This is a genomic window from Hyalangium versicolor (assembly GCF_020103695.1).
Taxonomy (GTDB): Bacteria; Myxococcota; Myxococcia; order Myxococcales; family Myxococcaceae; genus Hyalangium; species Hyalangium versicolor.
On record NZ_JAHXBF010000001.1, the window covers coordinates 731,941 to 748,983 of the forward strand.

Annotated in this window: 10 protein-coding genes and 1 pseudogene; 4 read left to right on the forward strand and 7 right to left on the reverse strand. The window is 67.3% G+C overall.

Annotation, left to right across the window (positions count from 1 at the left end; genetic code table 11):
* Window position 1 precedes the first annotated feature (1 nt).
* Window positions 2-2,479, reverse strand: a complete 2,478-nt coding sequence (locus KY501_RS02530; protein ID WP_224360804.1) for a type VI secretion system Vgr family protein — start codon at window positions 2,477-2,479, stop codon at window positions 2-4.
* Between the two features lie 113 nt (window positions 2,480-2,592).
* Between KY501_RS02530 and KY501_RS02535 the strand changes: the two genes are divergently transcribed.
* The 3 genes and pseudogenes from KY501_RS02535 (at window position 2,593) to KY501_RS02545 (ending at window position 5,732) form a co-directional block, all read left to right on the forward strand.
* Entirely contained in the window at window positions 2,593-4,857 is a 2,265-nt protein-coding gene (locus KY501_RS02535; protein ID WP_224360806.1) for a type VI secretion system Vgr family protein, read from the forward strand.
* A 16-nt stretch (window positions 4,858-4,873) separates the two neighbouring features.
* Window positions 4,874-5,292: pseudogene (locus KY501_RS02540) on the forward strand (hypothetical protein); the annotation flags it as partial.
* Window positions 5,293-5,300: 8 nt separating this feature from the next.
* Window positions 5,301-5,732 (forward strand): tetratricopeptide repeat protein, encoded by a 432-nt coding sequence (locus KY501_RS02545; protein WP_224360809.1) that lies wholly within the window; start codon window positions 5,301-5,303, stop codon window positions 5,730-5,732.
* 48 nt (window positions 5,733-5,780) lie between these two features.
* Here KY501_RS02545 and KY501_RS02550 read toward each other — a convergent pair whose 3' ends face one another.
* Window positions 5,781-6,608, reverse strand: coding sequence for a peptidoglycan recognition protein family protein (locus KY501_RS02550; RefSeq protein WP_224360811.1), 828 nt, complete (start codon window positions 6,606-6,608; stop codon window positions 5,781-5,783).
* Window positions 6,609-6,790: 182 nt separating this feature from the next.
* Here KY501_RS02550 and KY501_RS02555 point away from each other — a divergent pair, with 182 nt between their 5' ends.
* A complete protein-coding gene (locus KY501_RS02555; protein WP_224360813.1) occupies window positions 6,791-7,012 on the forward strand; it encodes a hypothetical protein in 222 nt (73 codons plus the stop codon).
* Window positions 7,013-7,087: 75 nt separating this feature from the next.
* Here the strand turns inward: KY501_RS02555 and KY501_RS02560 are convergent, their stop codons facing one another.
* The 5 genes from KY501_RS02560 to KY501_RS02580 all read right to left on the reverse strand — a co-directional run bounded on the left by KY501_RS02560 (window position 7,088) and on the right by KY501_RS02580 (window position 17,041).
* The gene (locus tag KY501_RS02560; protein WP_224360815.1) at window positions 7,088-10,213 is read right to left on the reverse strand and encodes an efflux RND transporter permease subunit; all 3,126 of its coding nucleotides are present in this window, start codon (window positions 10,211-10,213) and stop codon (window positions 7,088-7,090) included.
* A complete protein-coding gene (locus KY501_RS02565; protein WP_224360816.1) occupies window positions 10,203-11,396 on the reverse strand; it encodes an efflux RND transporter periplasmic adaptor subunit in 1,194 nt (397 codons plus the stop codon). Before KY501_RS02565 ends, KY501_RS02560 begins: the two co-directional genes overlap by 11 nt.
* Window positions 11,397-11,639: 243 nt before the next feature.
* Window positions 11,640-11,948, reverse strand: coding sequence for a hypothetical protein (locus tag KY501_RS02570; RefSeq protein ID WP_224360817.1), 309 nt, complete (start codon window positions 11,946-11,948; stop codon window positions 11,640-11,642).
* Window positions 11,945-13,522, reverse strand: coding sequence for a class I SAM-dependent methyltransferase (locus KY501_RS02575; protein WP_224360819.1), 1,578 nt, complete (start codon window positions 13,520-13,522; stop codon window positions 11,945-11,947). The genes KY501_RS02570 and KY501_RS02575 overlap by 4 nt, the downstream gene beginning before the upstream one ends.
* 18 nt (window positions 13,523-13,540) lie before the next feature.
* Window positions 13,541-17,041 carry a hypothetical protein gene (locus KY501_RS02580; RefSeq protein ID WP_224360821.1) on the reverse strand — a complete coding sequence of 1,167 codons (3,501 nt, stop codon included), beginning with the start codon at window positions 17,039-17,041 and terminating at the stop codon, window positions 13,541-13,543.
* Window positions 17,042-17,043 lie beyond the last annotated feature (2 nt).

The following is a 17,043-nucleotide window of genomic DNA, read 5'->3' on the forward strand; positions in this document are numbered from 1 at the left end:
GTTACACCTTCGGGGCGGCGGGATCCGGGAACGCCACCGAGTACTGACCGGCTGGCACCTTCTCGAGCTTCACGTTGCCGCCGCTGTCCGTCTTGCCCTTCTTCACCGTCCCGTCGGCCAGCGTCACCTCGAAGTCCAGGTCGGGCAGGGGCTTGCCGCTCTTGCTCTTGACGCAGAACTCCACGGTCTTGAGCTCCGGCTCCTTCAGCTTCTCCAGGGACAGGCTCACGGACTTGTCCTCCATGGAGCCGGCCGCCTCCTTCTTCACCTTCGAGCCCTTCACCGTCACCTCGTCGCCCTCCACGAGGAACTTGTTCGGGCTCAGCTTGATGTTGCCGGACTTCTCCGCCTTCAGGATGAGCTTGCCGTTGACGATGAGGTTGAAGGTGTCCGCCTTGAGCTCGAACGTCTGGGTGCTCCAGTCGCTCGCCTCCTTGACGCCGAGCTCCGTCTTGCTGCCCACCTCGTCCTTCCAGTCCTTGGCCACCATCAGTGTCACCTGGCCCGCCACCTCCGTCTGGAACGAGCCGGCGACCTTGGCCTCGCTGTTCTGCATCACTCGCTCGTGCCGGTCGCTCTTCACGTACTCGAAGCGGTCCTTGGCCACGTCCACGGACTTGAGGCCGCCCACCGCCTCGGTCGCCGACAGGACGACGTTGACGGAGTAGGCGCCGCCGATCTCGAGCTTCTTGGCGGCTCCCACGGACTCCGTGGCCGTGCGCTTCACGGCGGACGTGAAGCCCTTGTCCACGGTGATGGACTGGTTGCGCACCACGGCCTCGCTGTGGCTCCCCGAGATCGTCGTGCTGCGATCGCCCTGCACCTGGAGCGACTGGTTGCCGCTCACCGTGCTGGAGTCGCTCCGCGTGACGTCGAGCTGCTGATGGCCCTCCACGGTGCGAGCCCGGTCCTTGGTGACCTCGAGGACCTCGCGGCTGCGCACCTCCTGATCCTTGTCGTTCTCGGTGAGCAGCTTCTTGTCCTTCTGCGCGTGGACGAAGATCTCCTCCGCTCCCGCCGTGTCCTCGATGCGGAACTCGTTGAAGCCGTTGCTCCCCAGGCTCGAGGCGCTCTTGAGCGTGGACTTCGTCTTGTCCTCCGGCAGGACGTACGGCGTCGGGTTCTGCCCGTTGTAGACGGTGCCCGCGATCAACGGCCTGTCCGGGTTGCCCTCCAGGAAGCGCACCAGCACCTCCTGGCCGATGCGCGGCAGGTACACCGCTCCCCAACCCGGCCCTCCCCACGTCTGGCCCACCCGCACCCAGCAGGAGGCCTTGTCGTCCCGTGCGCCCTCGCGATCCCAGTGGAACTGGACCTTGATGCGCCCGTGGTTGTCGGTGTGGATCTCCTCGCCCGCGGGACCCACCACCATGGCCGTCTGGACGCCGGGGATGGCGGGCGCGGGGGTGAGCCGCCGTGGCCGGAAGGGGACCTCCGACGGCATGCACCGCAGGCGGTTGCGGTACAGCGACCCGTGTGCCTCCCGGCCCCCCGCGGTCTCCGGCAGCATGCCGGTGTGCATGACCTCGACCACCGTGTACTGGCCCGCGTTGCTGCCGTCGTCCGCGACTTCGAAGAGGTAGCCCGGGGTGAGGCTGGGGGCCACGCTCTCTCCGTCCAGCGTGCGTGATGCCTGGACTCCTTCCTCCATGCGCACCTTCGCGACCTTCTTGCCCACGCCCGGTGCCACGTACTCGCCCGGGTAGTCGTAGATCTCCAGGGCCGACTCACCCTCGGCGCTCTTCGCCCTGCCCGAGACGTCCAGGGTGGGCTTCTCGAAGTCGTAGTCCTTGAGGTGCACCGCTCCGGGGCGAAGCCGGTGCACCCGCTCCAGGGCGTACAGGTACTCCCCATCCGTCGAGCGCTCATCCCGCGCGCGCAGGGGTAGCACGCCTCCCCCAGGCAGCGCTGTGTGCACGTTGGTCGAGTCGCTGATCACCAGCGTGTGCCCGTCCTCCGAGTGCTCGAAGAAGTAGAACATGCCCTCCCACTCCATGAGCCGGCTGAGGAAGGCGAAGTCCGTCTCGCGGTACTGCGTGCAGTACTCGCGTGGCTCGTAGGTGCCGCTCAGAGACAGCCGGGCGTCGATCCCGGCCTCTTGCAGCACCTTCACGAGGATGTCCGGCACCGTCTGGTCCTGGAAGATCCGGCTCCGCTGTACGCGCGTGAGCCACCACAGGGTGGGCGCGACGTGGATCCGGTATTGCCAGCGGCCCTCGCGGAGCCCCAGCTCGTTCATCGAGCGCACCTTGCCGTGCACGAGCCGGGGGATTCCCCCAGGCACCGAGAGCATCAGCAGCGCCTCGGCCCCCAGCAGGGTGTCCCCCTCGAGCGGCTGTGCTCCCAGGGGGTGGAAGTCGATCTGGAACGCGTAGGGTTGGCTCAGCTTCTCCATCCCCACGAAGCGGGTGACGGTCAGCTCCCCAGCCCTGAATGACCCCACGCGTAACGAGAAGGCTGGAACTCCAGAACCCGCCATGGTGCGCCCTCTCTCCGCCGCGACCGGGGAAAATCCCGACGCAAGCCTTCGCCGGATGCAGGCCCCTCGTCATATCATGCCAGGCGGTCCGTTCAGCTCCCCAAGGGTACTCCATGGCCGCTCCTGCCCCCCTTCATGCCAATCAGGCCGAGTTCGAATTCCAAGCCGGTTCCTACGCGTCAGGCGAGCTGGCCGTGTCGGGCTTCGAGGCAGAGGAGTCCCTCTCCATGCCCTACTCGGTGCAGGTGACCGTGTCCGCGTCGGCGATGCTTCCGCTGGATGAGAAGGAGCTGTTGGGCAAGGACGCCCTCCTGGCCGTGCACCTGGGAGATGGGACGTCGCGCTTCTTCCACGGAGTCATCTCGCGCGTCACGCACTGGAAGGACGGCCGGTATCCCAAGAGCCAGTTCTCCCGGATGACCGTGGTGCCCCGCCTGTGGACGCTTCGCCATACCCAGCGCAGCCGCATCTTCCAGGAGATGACCGTCCCCGAGATCGTCCACAAGGTGCTGGGGGAGTCGTCGGTGGTGCACCGGCTGGCGCTGCAGGGCTCCTACCGCAAGCGCGAGTACTGCGTGCAGTACCGCGAGTCGGACCTCGACTTCATCTCCCGGCTGCTCGAGGAGGAGGGCATCTTCTACTACTTCGAGCACGTGGAGGACGGCCACACCCTGATCCTCTGCGACGCCTCGAGCAGCTGCGAGCCCGTGTTCGGCGATCCGCGGCTCGTCTTCCGCGAGAACAGCCAGATGGTGGCGGCCGGCGAGTCCGTCCACGAGTTCGCCGCCCAGCGGGAGATCCAGCCCGGCGCCGTCGCCCTGCGGGACTTCAACTTCCTTCGGCCTACCCTGGATCTCACCACCGCCTCTCAGGCGGAGGAGGGGGAGCAGTCCCTGGAGATCTACGACTACCCGGCCCGCTTCGAGGAAGCCGGTATCGGGAAGGCGCTGGCACGGATCCGCATGGAGGAGCTGCGGGTGCGCACGGAGATGGGGAAGGGGTCCAGCAACTGCCGGCGCCTGCTCGCGGGCTACGTCTTCCAACTGGATGACTACGCCGTGGACACGCTCAACCACGAGTGGTTCCTGCTCTCCGTGCGGCACGTGGGGCACCAGCCCGAGGTGGGCGTCTTCGAGCAGGCGGGGGCCGGCGGACAGGAGCCCTACCGCAACGAGTTCCTCTGCATTCCTGCCCAGATTCCCTACCGGCCCCGGCGCATGACTCCTCGCCCCACCATCGCCGGTGCCCAGACGGCCATCGTCGTCGGGCCCGCCAACGAGGAGATCCACACCGACGAGCACGGCCGCATCAAGGTCCAGTTCCACTGGGATCGCGAGGGCCGGAACGACGACCGGAGCTCCTGCTGGATCCGTGTCAGCCAGGCCTGGGCGGGACCGGGCTGGGGCTCGCTCTACCTGCCTCGCATCGGCCACGAGGTGGTGGTGGAGTTCCTCGAGGGTGATCCCGATCGCCCCATCGTCACGGGCAGCGTCTACAACGGCCAGAACCCCACGCCCGTCGCTCTGCCGGACCAGAAGACGCAGAGCACCCTGCGGTCCAGCTCCAGCCCTGGCGAGAACGGCTCCAACGAGCTGCGCTTCGAGGACATGGCCGGAGGCGAGCAGGTGTACCTGCACGCCCAGCGGGACCTCAACATCGTCGTCGAGAACGACAAGACGCAGGAGGTGGGCGGCAACGAAACGCTGCTCGTCCGGAAGGATCGCAGCCGCACCATCCAGGGCAACCAGACGCTGGAGGTGAAGAAGAACGACGACTCCGTCATCGGCGGCAACCAGAGCCTGGAGGTCGTCAAGGATCGCTCCACCACCGTGAAGGGCAACCACACCGAGTCGGTGGTGGGAGATCAGTCCATCGAGGTGGGCGGCAACCAGAGCGTGAAGGTGGCCATGGCCTCGGCGGAGACGGTGGGGCAGGGGAAGATGGTCAACATTGGCGCCGCCTACTCGGTGACGGTGGGCGCGGCGCTCAACCAGTTCGTGGGCGGGCTTTTGTCCGAGCAGGTGGCCGGTGCCAAGACAGAGGTCATCGGAGCGAAGAAGTCCGAGACGGTGAAGGGCTCGCGGACCCTGCAGGTGGGGGGCAGCCTTTCCGAGCAGATCGACACCAACCGCACGCTCAAGGTGGAGAAGGATCTGATCTTGAGCGTGGGCGGCCGGTTCAACCACGCCGCCAAGGACAGCTACACGCTGTCCGCCAAGGAGATCTCGCTGGTGGCCGAGGAGCAGTTCACCTTGAAGGTGGGCTCGGCGACCCTTCAGGTGAAGAAGAACGGCGACTTGGTCATCAAGGGCGCCAAGATCGAGATCAACGCCAGCGGCGACGTCATCATCAAGGGCTCCAAGATCGCGGAGAACTGATCCGTCCGGGGACCTCATGGCAACGCGCTTGATCCTTGCGGTGCTGCTGCTTGTCCTGCTCGATGCGTGCGCCAACTCACGTTTGGTGCGCCTCGATACGGGGCAGGCGGTACCTCTGGAGTACGTGTCACCCTCCGCGAACGAGTCCATGGAGATGGACTCGCATGTGTTCGAGGATGCACTTACTCAGTGGGTGTTGGTTGCGCCCCTGGTGCTCCACTCTCCTCAACAAGGCGAGTTGGTACGTGTCGCGCACTCCAGCAGCGACGCGGACACGCGCTGGCAGCGTCTGATGAGCAAGAGCTTCGGGCGAGCCGGGAGTTGAAGGGGACTACCGATCGAGCCACGACCTGGGGGGAGTTGAGTCGCGCCAGCCAGCGATTTGCCAACCGGGTGGGACCCGAGGTGGCACGTGTTTTTGTCCTTGTGGCCACAGGGAGCCCATGAGCCAGCTCGAACATCTGGCAAAGCAGGTGTTGGAGGCAGGTGGCGCGGAGGCGGAGCAGGCTCTTCGTGAGGCGCTCCAGCACGCTTCCGAACCGCTAGAGCTCCGGAAGCTCGCGGCTGCCTTCTATGCGGAGCCTGAAGTGTCAGTGCCTGCCTTCGAAAGGCTTCTAGCGCTGACTCCCGAGGATCTTGGCGCGCGCGTGGACCTCGGCTTTGTCTACTTCCTCATGGGCGAGGACGGGGAGGCGAATCGACAGCTCGAGAAGGCGCGGGCGTTGGACCCGGAGCACGTCCAGGTCCTCACGCTCGAAGCAGCTCTCGCGCATGATCCGGCGGAGAAGATCCGCTTCTACCGTCGGATCCTCCAGCGGGAACCTCAGAATGAGGTTGCTCGCAGCAAGCTCCAGGAACTCGGAGCGCTTCCTTAGTCGAGTCCATTCCCATTCAGACTCGACCCGGGTCCGTCTCCTGGCCGATCAGGAGATGCCGTTGCGCAGCCGCGTCCAGTCGAAGTTGCTCGCCGGATCGCTCTTGCGGCCCTTGGGCACCGCGACGTCCTTGTGCCCGACGATGTTGTTCATCGGCACCTTGTACTCCTGCTTCAGGAAGCCCACGAGCTGCGTCAGCGACTTGTACTGCGCCTCGGTGAAGGCCGTCTTCCCGCTGCCGTCGTTGACGATCTCGATGCCGATGGACCGGCCATTCACGTCCGTGGGCACCCCGTGCAGCTCCGCTTTGCCCGCGTGCCAGGCCCGCTTGCTGTCGTTGACCAGCTGGTAGATCTTCCCGTCGCGGTCCACCATGTAGTGCGCGGACACCTCGGCCTTCGGATCCCGCATGTGCGCCAGGTCTCCGGCGCCGTTGTTGGACGCGGTGTGGTGGATGACGATCGTGTCGATGTCCATCCCGTTGCGCTCATTGAAGTTCGGCGACGGCGCGCTGACGACCGGCGGCTTCTTGAAGACGCCCGGCGTGGACGGCGGCGGAGTGGTCCCTCCCGTCTTGGCCAGCTCCTTCTTCAGCGCCGCGTGCGTCTGGTCTCCGTAAAAGCCGGTGTTGGGCAGCTTCTGGTCCGCCTGGAACTTCTTCACCGCCGCTTCCGTCTTCGGACCGAAGACGCCGGGGCCCGTGGCCACCTGCTCCTTCGTCATGTACTTGAGCTGCACCAGCGCGTCCTGGAGCTGCTTCACCTTGGGGCCCTCATCGCCCTTCCGCAGGCCCGCCGGCGGCGCGGTCACGGAGGCCTTCGCGGCAGTGGCGGTGGTGCGGACGGGGGTCGACGTTGCGGCTCGTTTGACGGTCATGGGGTTCCTGGAATCTGAGAGAGGAAGGAAAACGTGCTTCCATTATCGAGCGTTGGTTTTCGCGGTTGCGTCCCCGTGACTCGAGCAGTCCTCCTTGAAAAGGCAGTTATTTCTGGAATAGCTGGTTTTGGAGAGAGTGGACGCTAAAGTGTGCGTCCCCCCTTTCACTGGAGGTACGGAAGATGCGTCTGTTGGCTCTCGTTGGTCTGGTCGGTCTGCTGAGCGCTTGCGGTCAGGGTGTCGAGGAGACTCAGGCACCTGTTACCGATTCGCAGGAGAGGACCCAGATGGATCCGCCCGAGTCCTGGTGCCGCAGCTACACCTCGCAGAAGTACTGCCCGTCCGTGTGTGCCTGGTACAGCGCCCCGCCTCCCGGCTACTGCGGCCTGAAGGCTCGCGAGTAGTTCCCGGCTCGTTGCCGGCCCTTCCGCCCGCTCCAGGACTGCTGGGGCGGGCGGTTCCTTTTTGGGGCTTCGTGCTCAGGGAGCTGTTCGGGACGCGAGGCGCTGGCTCATGCGCTCTCGCAGCCCGTGCACCAAGGAATAGAAGGTGGGAAGCACCAGCAGCGTGAACAGGGTCGAGGTGATCAGGCCTCCGGTCATCACCACGGCCAGGGGCCGCTCGATCTCCGTGCCATGCAGCGGCAGCACCAGCAACGGCAGCAGGCCGAGGATGGCTGTGCCCGCCGTCATCAGCTTGGGCCGGACACGGCCGAGGCTCGCTTCGCGGAGGGCCTCGGGGAAGGGCCGCCCTCGCGCGAGCAGATCCTTCGTCTGCGCCACCAGCACCAGGCCGTTCTGCACGGCGATGCCGAACAGCCCGATGAGCCCCACGAGGCTCGAGACGTTCCATGTCTCTCCCGCGATGAGCAGCGCGAGGATCCCGCCCACGAAGGCGTCCGGCAGGGTGGCGAGGATGACGAGCGCCTCGGCCAGCGAGTCCAGCGCCAGGTACAGCAGGGTGAACACCGCCATCAGCGCCACGGCGATCGCCACCGTGAGTGACTTCGCCGCACGCTCCTGGCTCTCCACCCGGCCGCCCACGTCCAGGAAGTAGCCGGTGGGCAGCTTCAGCTCCGCCGCGAGCCGTTGCCGCACCTCCGCCGCCGTGCTTCCCAGATCCCTGCTGGAGACACCGGCCTCCACGGCGATGCGCCGGCTGCCAGCCTCCCGGCGGATGCTGCCTGCGCCGAAGGTCTCCTCGATGGTAGTCAGCTGGCTCAAGGGGATGCGGGTGCCGTCGTGCCCGTCCACCAGGAGGTTGCGCAGGGCGTTGACGTCTCCGCGGCGATGGTCCGCCAGCCGCAGCACCAGATCGTAGCGCCGCTGGCCCTTCCACACCTGGGGGAACTCCTCTCCCACGAGGCCCACGCGCACGGCATGGATGACGTCTCCGGGAGTCAGCCCTACGCGGGCCACTGCCGCGCGGTTCACCGTGATGCGGAGCTGGGGCAGACCGCTGAGCTTCTCCGCGCGCAGATCCTCCACGCCCTCGATCTTCGCCATGGAGGCACGGGCCCGCTCCGCGAGGCTGGAGAGTGTCTCCAGATCAGGTCCGAAGATGCGCACCGAGATATCCGCCGGGCTGCCGCCCAGGCCTTCGTCGATGCGCATGCCGAGCGGCGTGGTGAAGAGGGCGGAGACTCCCGGCACGCGCTCCACCGCCTCGCGCATCTCCTCCTCGAGCGCCTCCAGGTTCTTCGTCGAGCCCTTCTTGAGGACGACCAGCACATCCGAGAGGGTGTGTGGCATCGGGTCCTCGGTGCGCTCGGCCCGGCCCGTGCGGCGCACGACATCCTCCACCTCGGGAAACTCTCGCAGCACGTCTTCCACGCGGTGGTTGAGACGGTCCACTTCCTCCAGGGAGGCCTCGGGAGGCAGGACCGTCTGCAGGAGGAAGGCACCCTCGTCCAGCCGAGGCATGAAGTCGCTGCCCACCGCGAAGGCCAGTCCCAGCGCGGGCACCGTGATCGCGAGCGCCACCAGCCGCACCAGGCCCGCCCGGCGCATGCAGACCTCCAGCAGTGGCGCATAGGCCGCCTTCACCCTGCGGATGAGCCAAACGTCCTCCGGCTGCCCCGGCCTGGGCGCTCGAAGGAGGAGCCCCGAGGCCACTGGCACCAGCGTGAGGGCCAGCACCAGCGAGGCGGTGAGGCACGCCACGACGGCTGCCGCCAGCGGTTGGTACATGCGCCCCTCGATGCCCTTCATGGCGAACAGGGGGATGAACACGGACACGACGATGAGCGTGGCGAACGCGATGGGCCTGCCCACCTCCATCGAGGCCGCCAGCGCTTCGTCCCGCACGGACCTCCTGCCGGCGCCCTCTCGGAGATCGTGGATGATGTTCTCCGTTACGATGATGGCCGCATCCACCAGCAGGCCCACGGCGATGGCCAGGCCCCCGAGCGTCATGGTGTTGATGCCGATGCCCGTGGCCTGGAGCAGGACACCCGCCAGTGCCAGCGAGAGGGGCAGGGTGAGCGTCACGATCAGGGCCGCGCGCCAGTCTCCCAGGAGCCCAAAGAGGACCAGGACCACAAGGAAGGCGCCGAGCAGGATGGCCCGGCTCACTCCTCCCAGAGCGGAGTCCACCAACTCCGACTGGTCGTACACGACGCGCAGTTGAACGCCCTTCGGCAGACCCTGCTGCACCTCCGCGAGGGCCTCGCGCACGCCCGCCGCCACCCGCATGGTGTCCGCGCCGAACTGCTTGATGACCCGGCAGCTCACCACCTCGCCCTTCAAACGATGGGCGAGCCCTCGGCGGACCGCGGGGGCCTCGCGCACGTCGGCTACGTCTCCGAGCAGGATTGGCGTGCCGTCTCGTAACGCCACGACCGTGCCGCGCAGATCCTCCACTGCCTGGGCCCGGCCCACCGCGCGGATCGTCCACTCCATGGCTCCCTGCACCACGAAGCCGCCCGAGGCGTTGAGGTTGGCGCCCTCCAAGGCGTGCTCCACTTCATCCAGGCTCACCCCTCGGGCCACCAATTGGTCCGGATCGAGCTGCACCTGGAACTGCCGCAGGTAGCCGCCCAGGCGCTCCACTCCCGCGACTCCTGGCACGGCGAGCAGCCGGTTCTTCACCTCGAACTCGGCCAGGTCTCGCAGCGTCATCAGATCCGCCGTGCCGGGCTCTGCCTCCAGGGTGAACTCGAACACCTCATTGAGCCGTCCCGTGAGGCTCGAGACGAGCGGCACATCCGTGCCGGGCGGCAGCTCACTCTGTGCCTGGGCCACGCGCTCGGCCACGTACTGGCGGCTGCGGAAGTAGTCCGCGTCCGGCTCGAACTCCACCGTCACCTGCGTCACCCCGAGCTGCGAGGTGGAGCGGATGCGGCGCACCTCGGGCAGGCCCGCGAGTGCCACCTCCATGGGGATGGCCACGGCCGTCTCCAGCTCTTCGGCTCCCATGGCCGGGTTCTGCACGATGACGTTGAAGATGGGCGCGGACAGGTCGGGGAAGACATCTCGCCGCAGGCCGCGCAGAGCCACCGCGCCGAAGGCGGAGAGCGCCAGGGCGAGCACCACGGTGAGGCCGGGACGAGAGAACGAGGCCCTCAGGATCCGGCCCACCGTGGATGCGCTGGCTTCAGTGCTCATGGGCTTCACCTCCGCCACTCGACTTCTCCACCTCCGCCTTGAGGAGGAAGGCTCCTTCCACCACCACCTGCTCCCCGGCCTTCAAGCCCGAGAGCACCTCCACCTCGTCTCCGAGGGTTCGGCCTCGGCCGACCTCGCGCCGCTCGAAGACTCCCTTCTTGGGCGTCGGGAGGAAGACAACCCAGCCGTTCTCCAGGCGTTGAAGTGAGGTTGCCGGGACGGTGATGATGGCCGCTCCCGCGCCGCCGAGCGGGATGGAGGCCGAGGCGGACATGCCCGGTCTCAAGAGGCCATCGGGGTTGTCCAGCTCCAGCCGGACGGCGATGGTGCGCGAGGCGACGTCCACCCGCTGGCCGATGTAGCCCACCCGGGCGGAGAACTCCCGGCCTGGGAAGGCCGCGAAGAGGACTCGCGCCTCGGCTCCCGGCTGCATGCGCACGGCATCGCGCTCGAAGGCATGGACGATGAGCCACAGAGAGGAGAGGTTGCCGATCCGGAAGAGCGGCTCCGAAGGATCCGCCATCTGTCCCGTTCGGGCACTGCGCTCGATGACCGTGCCCGCGATGGGAGCGCGCAGGGTGAAGGAGGGGGCTGCCTGCCCTGTGGAGAGTTCCTCCCTGCCGGCCCCCAGGGACACCAGCCGGGCCTGGGCCGCGGAGACTTCCGCCTCGGCGGCGGCCACCTCCGCCTCGGCGGCCTGTGCCTCCTTCTGGGCGACGATGCGCTCTTCGGCCAGGGTGCGTTTGCGCTCGGCGGCCTGCCGTGCGGTCGTCACTCGGGCCTGGGCTGCCTGGAGGTCCGCGCGGGCCCTGCCCAGCTCGGGGCTCTGCAGGTCCACGAGGCGCTGGCCCTCCTTGACCTGTTGGCCCGTCGTGACGGCGACCGAGCCCACGCGCGCGGAGATGGGCGAGGCTACCTCCGCATAGGCGTCCTCGCTGAACGTCAGCTCCCCCAGGACGGTGACGCTCTCCCCTCCGGGACGCGTCTCCACGGGAGCCGTGGTGACTCGCAGGTCTCGCAGCATCTCGGGAGCGATGCGGACAGCGGCCTCGCCCTCGTGCTCGTCATGGGCTTCCTCTCCGGGACCCTCCGCGTGCGCGTGTTCATCCTCGTGCGGAGGCGTTTCGCGCTTGCATCCAGCCAGCAGGATCAGGGACGCGAGCAGGAGATTCAGGGTTTTCATCGGAGGGCTCCTGTCTCGACGGCGGGGGGGATACGCGCGAGAGCGGTTCGAAGCAGGCTGTCGAGAGAGCGGGCCGTCGCCCGGGCGCGGCCAGAGAAGGGCGACGGCGAGCCCGAAGGCTGCCGTCACGGGGCGGTGGAACACGTGGAGACCTCGCGAAAGGTGGACAAACTCCAGGCCGAGGCGCGCCCGGATGTACCGGGGACACACCGGTCCTGGCGTCGGCGGAGAGACGGACGTGGCCTACGCGAAGAGGGCTCTGGGGACGTGCAGGATGTCGTCCAGGTCCACGGACGGGGGCTTCTGCTGTTCGTGCTCGATGAGCGCCGTGGCGTGAACGCTCAGCAGGAGCGCCGTGGGGGCGGCGAGCATCACCGGATGCGCATGGACGCAGCACAGGCAGTCCGTGCAATCGGGCGCGCACTGCCCCCGCTCGTCATCGTCCGCGCAGTTCTGGGTGCAGCCACTTCCCACAGCGGCAGTCGGCATGGAGACAGAGTCGCCGACGGAGGCGCAGAGCAGGGCGATGATGCAGAGCCAGATTCGGATCACCGACGCCGTTGTACCACCTTCGCGGCGGATTTACCGAACTTCCCCTGGGATGCCTTGCGCTGGGTCTTTCGCAGCACCATCAGGCCCTCCGCGCAGTGGATCTCCTGGTAGTGCTCTCCCTGGAGCAGTTCGTGGACGAGCTGCTTCACGCCTGGGAAGTGGTCCGTGTAGTCGTGGAACGCGACGTACCCCCCGTCCACCACCCACTGTTCCAGGTGCTGGAAGTCGCTCGAGACGCTGGCGTAGTCGTGAAGGCCATCGATGAGCAGGAGGCTGATGGGCTCGCTCCAGGGCACTCTCGGAGCGGCCTTCGGATGGATCTTCACGCGGTCCGTCAGTCCCGCGGCCCGGAGGTTCTGCTCGAACCGCTCACGCGTGGGCCCCTGGTGCTGAAGCCCTCGATCGCGCGCGCCCACGATGCCATCAAAGGGATCAATGGCGTGGATCCGGGCTTCAGAGCCCAGTGCCTCCACGACGCGCCCGAGCAGGATCGTGGCCTTGCCGCAGAAACTCCCTACCTCCACCAGCGTGTGAGGTGAGGGCAGCAGCGTGATCGCGCGCGAGGCCACCGCGATGAGCAGGTCCGCCTCCGGTGGCGAGAGCCAACCCTCGATCCCCCGCACCTCGTTCAGGATCGGCCATGTCAGCAGCAGGCCGTGGGGGTGGGATGGACGCGAAGCCTCATGCCCCTCGGAGGAGCGATGGGCCGAGGCCGGAGCGAGGGTGCTGGCCGGGGACGCTGGGGCCTCATATCCCCCGAAGCGAGCGCGGATGTGCGCGCGCAGCGGATCACCATGGCTTCGAGGAACGGGGTGGATCCAGAAGAGGTCCGGCTGCTCGAACGCCGCGTCGAGCTGCTCGGTGGAGTAGCGCGTCCGGAACTGCACCAGATCATAGCGGCACGGGCTCTGCGCCACCTCGTAGCCCAGCAGGGCCAGCATCGTAGGGAAGAGGATCTCCTCGGAGGCCCAGATGTGGGTTCGATCCAGCAGATCCTGGAGCTGCGCATCGTGTTCCCAGAGCTCCAGCAGATCGCGCGCCGCGTCCGAGGTGAAGATGGTGGAGGGCCAGAAGGTCCTGTGGACGAACTTCGACTCGCCGTCCGGAAACCGCCGGAGGAAGGGGCGCCAGTGGTGGAACTCCTGCCACGCATGGTCCATGGGCGCTGCCCAGGGCGGCTCGGTCTGAGGCGTCTGGACCAACCCCAGCAGTCCCACCCGGGAACGCCGGGAGAGGAATCGGCCCAGGAACTCCGAATAGCCCGGCCGCATCCCGAGCTGGTCCGAGTCCACGATCGTCATCGTGTCGAACGGGTGGCTCTCCAGCGCGAAGCGGAAGCAGTCGAGCGCGAAGTCATGCAGCCACCCCCACCGCATCAGGCGCGGTGAGGGGTGGACGATGGCGTTGTAGCGCTCGAAGGGGAAGCCCCGAAGCAGGCTGGGATCGGGGCCTCCGTTGTAGAGAAGCAGCAGCGAGTCCGGATCGAGGTGGTGCAGGTTGCGCACCAGATCGATGACGGACTCCCGGCTCTCGTGCACCAGGCATGCATGGATGTTGACGTGCCTGCCGCTCATGGGGACGACTCGCTTGGACTAGCGTTTGCGGGCGGCCTCTCGGGTCACTGGGACCGTGGAGGGGTAGGCAGTCACCCGCAGCAGGGCGATGACCTGGGAGCCAGCTGGGAAGTCCGCGGCGCTGGTCAGCGTCGTCACCTCCTCGTTCCCCTGGTAGTTGGAGCCGAGCAGCACCTTGAGCACATCGCCCTGGTTCTTCCGCAGTGCCACCTCCGTCTCCTCGTTGCGGACCCACATCACGATCTTCGTCACGTACTTGTAGTTGTGGGTGGCGAAGATGGTGGCGAAGTTCTGGGCGAAGTCCGTCCCCGAGGTGTCCGGCACCGTCGTCGTGCCCTTCGCGAAGTTCACATGGCCCACGGGGTTGTAGGGCGTGTTCCCGTTGTAGAGGTAGCTGTTGACCGATTCCGTGTTGCCGTAGCCGAGCGCTTCGATGATCCGCTCGAAAGGCTTGTACAAGGTGTTCGGCACGCCATCGAGAGCGAACACGTCCACGGTGGTGATCGCGTTGTAGGTGATGAGGATCATCGTCCCGTCCGCGTTGGCCGGCTTCAGCTTGTCCGGCAGCGGGACGAGGGACAGCGTCTGCGTACTGCCGTCCGCCTTCGAGTACGGCTGGATGGCCTGCTCCACCTTCTGGATTCGAGAGACCTGGAGCGCCTGGGTGTCATCTCCCTTGGCTCCCGCGGCGACCAGGTAGATCTGGTTGCCGGGATTCAGCTGCTTCCAGTTCTCGGCGGTGGTTGCGGCATCGAAGCGGGGCTTGGAGGTCCCCCCCTCGAACTCCAGGAAGATGCTGCCCGAGGACTTCAGGTACCTCAGGATCGCGTCATAGCTGCCGTTCTTGAGCTGCTGCGCGTACTCGTAGGCTACGCCCTCGCTGTTCGCCAGGAGGTTGTAGACCTGATAGCGGCGCGGCGGGAGGGCTTGGGGCGCCTCGGCCACAACGGCGCACTGCTTCGTGCGGCGGCGGTGGAAGAGGACCCAGTCGTGGACGGCCTGGACGGTGAGTCCGGAGGGATCGATCTCGGGTTCGGGGAAGAGCAGGGCCTCCGCCACCTGCCGGAAGGTCGCCTCGGTAGAGGGGATGGACTGGATCAGATCCAGCGCCGCCTCCGCCCGCTGGTGCAGGGGATCAGTTTCGCTGAGCACCGCCGCGTTCGCGGCGAGCGTCGCGCTGAGGATCTCCTCGTCGGCGTTCGACGGGGTGTCCATGTCTCCCTTCACGGAGAAGGTGATCTGGGGCGCTGTCGAGGAGCGCGTCACCGTCGCTTCGATCGCGCCTTCCGAGTCGGAGCTGGTCAACACCGCTTTCATCGAGCCGTTCGCGTCGTCACCCTGGAAGGTCAGGGTCACGTAGAGCGTGGCCTTGGACGTATGGCCTGTCTCTTTCGGTTCGGTGGGGCGGGTCTCCACGGTCGAGAGGAGCAGATCCAGCGTCCCGACGATCTTCGTGTTGGCCTGGACCTGGGTTGCGGTGAAGGTGCCGGTGATCTGGGTCTCCTCACCCTGGAGCCCCTCGTCGCGCAGATTCGCCGTCATCATTCGCAGGCTGACCGGGGTGGCCTGGTTCGCCTTCAGGGAGCGGAAGCGGCGCTCCCAACGTCCCGCGAGCCACACCGCGTCCGGGTGGTCGTCCCCACCCGAGTTGTACGGCGGGTAGTAGTTCTGCGTGGGAGGGTTGTAGGTCGCAGCCAGGGCCGTGACCGCGGCCGTTTTGGAGACCCTCTTGCTCGTGGCCGCTGGAGCAGTTGCGGCAGCCGGAGCGACGGTGGCCTTGGCCTTGGCCGCGGGCTGGCCGACCTTCCGGCTCATGGAGCTCATCTTCCGCACGGCCGCTGCGAGCTGGAACGCGGTCGAGCTGGTCTGCGCCTTCTGGAGCGAAGCGGTCGCGAGGGGCTTGCCGGCCGGGCTCGTCGCCGGCGGGGACTCCGAAGACCAGGTGTCCGCCGAGTAGAAGGCCATACCACCTGTCGAGAGCTGCTCCGTGCGCGTCACTCCACGCGCCTCCGGAGCATCCTCGGCGAGGATCGTGGTCTCGTAGAGCGTGCTCCCGGACTGAACGGAGCCCTGGATGATGTTGCCGTCCGGGACCAGGATGTCCACCTGTGGCTTCTTGGCGGTCGACTCCAGGCCTTCGAGCAGGGAGATGCGGTCCATGTGCTGCGCTGCCTCGAGCGCATGGGCGACGTAGTCCGGCCGGACGACACAGAACCGGAGATCCACGCCGTCACCCAGCAGCGCCCGGACCTGGGCATTGACGCTCGCCGTCGTCTGGGTGGCCACGGGCAGGTAGCCCGCGGAGGGCAATTCCACGATGCCGTTCTGGATGAGCAGGCTCCCGGCGGAGCTCGTGGGGTTGGGGGGCGTTTCGGAGCCCAGCAGGTACTCGATCTTCGTCTTCAGCCCGCTGATCTCCGCGAGCGCGGGGCCCAGGCCGCTCACGTCCAGCTTCGAGAGCTCCGCCTGGAGCTTGGCGAGGGTCTCGGAGGTCTCTCCCAGCATGTCCTTCGAGGGCTGGCAGGGATCGGCTCCGTCCGCGGGCAGTTCGACGAGCAGGTGCGCGAGCTGGCACTGGAACTGGAGGATCTGCGCGAGGAACACGTCCCACGGTCGCATCCGCATCTTCCAGGCCCAGTACCGCTTCGCGGGGGCCTCGATGCGCTCACGGCGCCCGATCCACGAGTCCAGGAACACGGTGGTGCTCCCGGCCCGAGCGACCACGGCGAGCGGCACGTCGCACGCACCGGCCTCATAGCCGGCTCCGAGGCACCAGGCTCCGCCGGTGAGCCCGCTGTACGAGAGCAGGTTCGGGTGGGCGGCGCGCTCGTCCGCGTAATACGACGACGCCACGCGCGAGCGCAGGTGGATCTGTGACAGCGAGATCACCGACGACGTGGGGTAGGGCGTGACGAGCGAGAGCGGGAGAGCGCGCACCACGAGCCCCTCCAGCCGATAGGGGCGGCTCGTGGTGGTGACGCAGGAGTCCTCGCAGAGCTTGCCGTAGACGTCCTCCTCGCCGCAGAGCGCCTCCGCGTGGCAGATGGTGATCAGGTACAGCCCCGTGGCTGGAGTCGCCTGGGTGGTGCCGGAGGAGGGCGACGCCTGCGCGGTCTCGCAGAGCTGGAACGCTCCGGAGCCTCCGGTGCTCTGTCCTTGTGCCGTGGTGGAGGCGGTGGAGGCTTCGATGAGCGCCTGGATGTCCAGGGAGGCCTCCTGCGGCAGCAGGATCACCCGGCCCATGGGATCGATGGCGAGCCCGGGCGCCAACTTCAAGGCACCGTCCGAGCCCAGCGTGGTGCTCAGGCCGTGAACGACACCGGGGCCTCCTCCCTGGTTGGAGAGGGCCACGAGCTGACGCAGGTAGCGCTGCTCGGCTTCGAGATCCGCCGCGCGCAGGAACTTGCCGTCGAAATAGTTGAGGCGTGTGAGCGGTGTCTGCGCCGGAACGAGCGTGATGCCGTTCTGGGCCCCCACGAGCACCAGCGTGCCTGCATTTCCGTTGCTCTGCTGCGGCATGA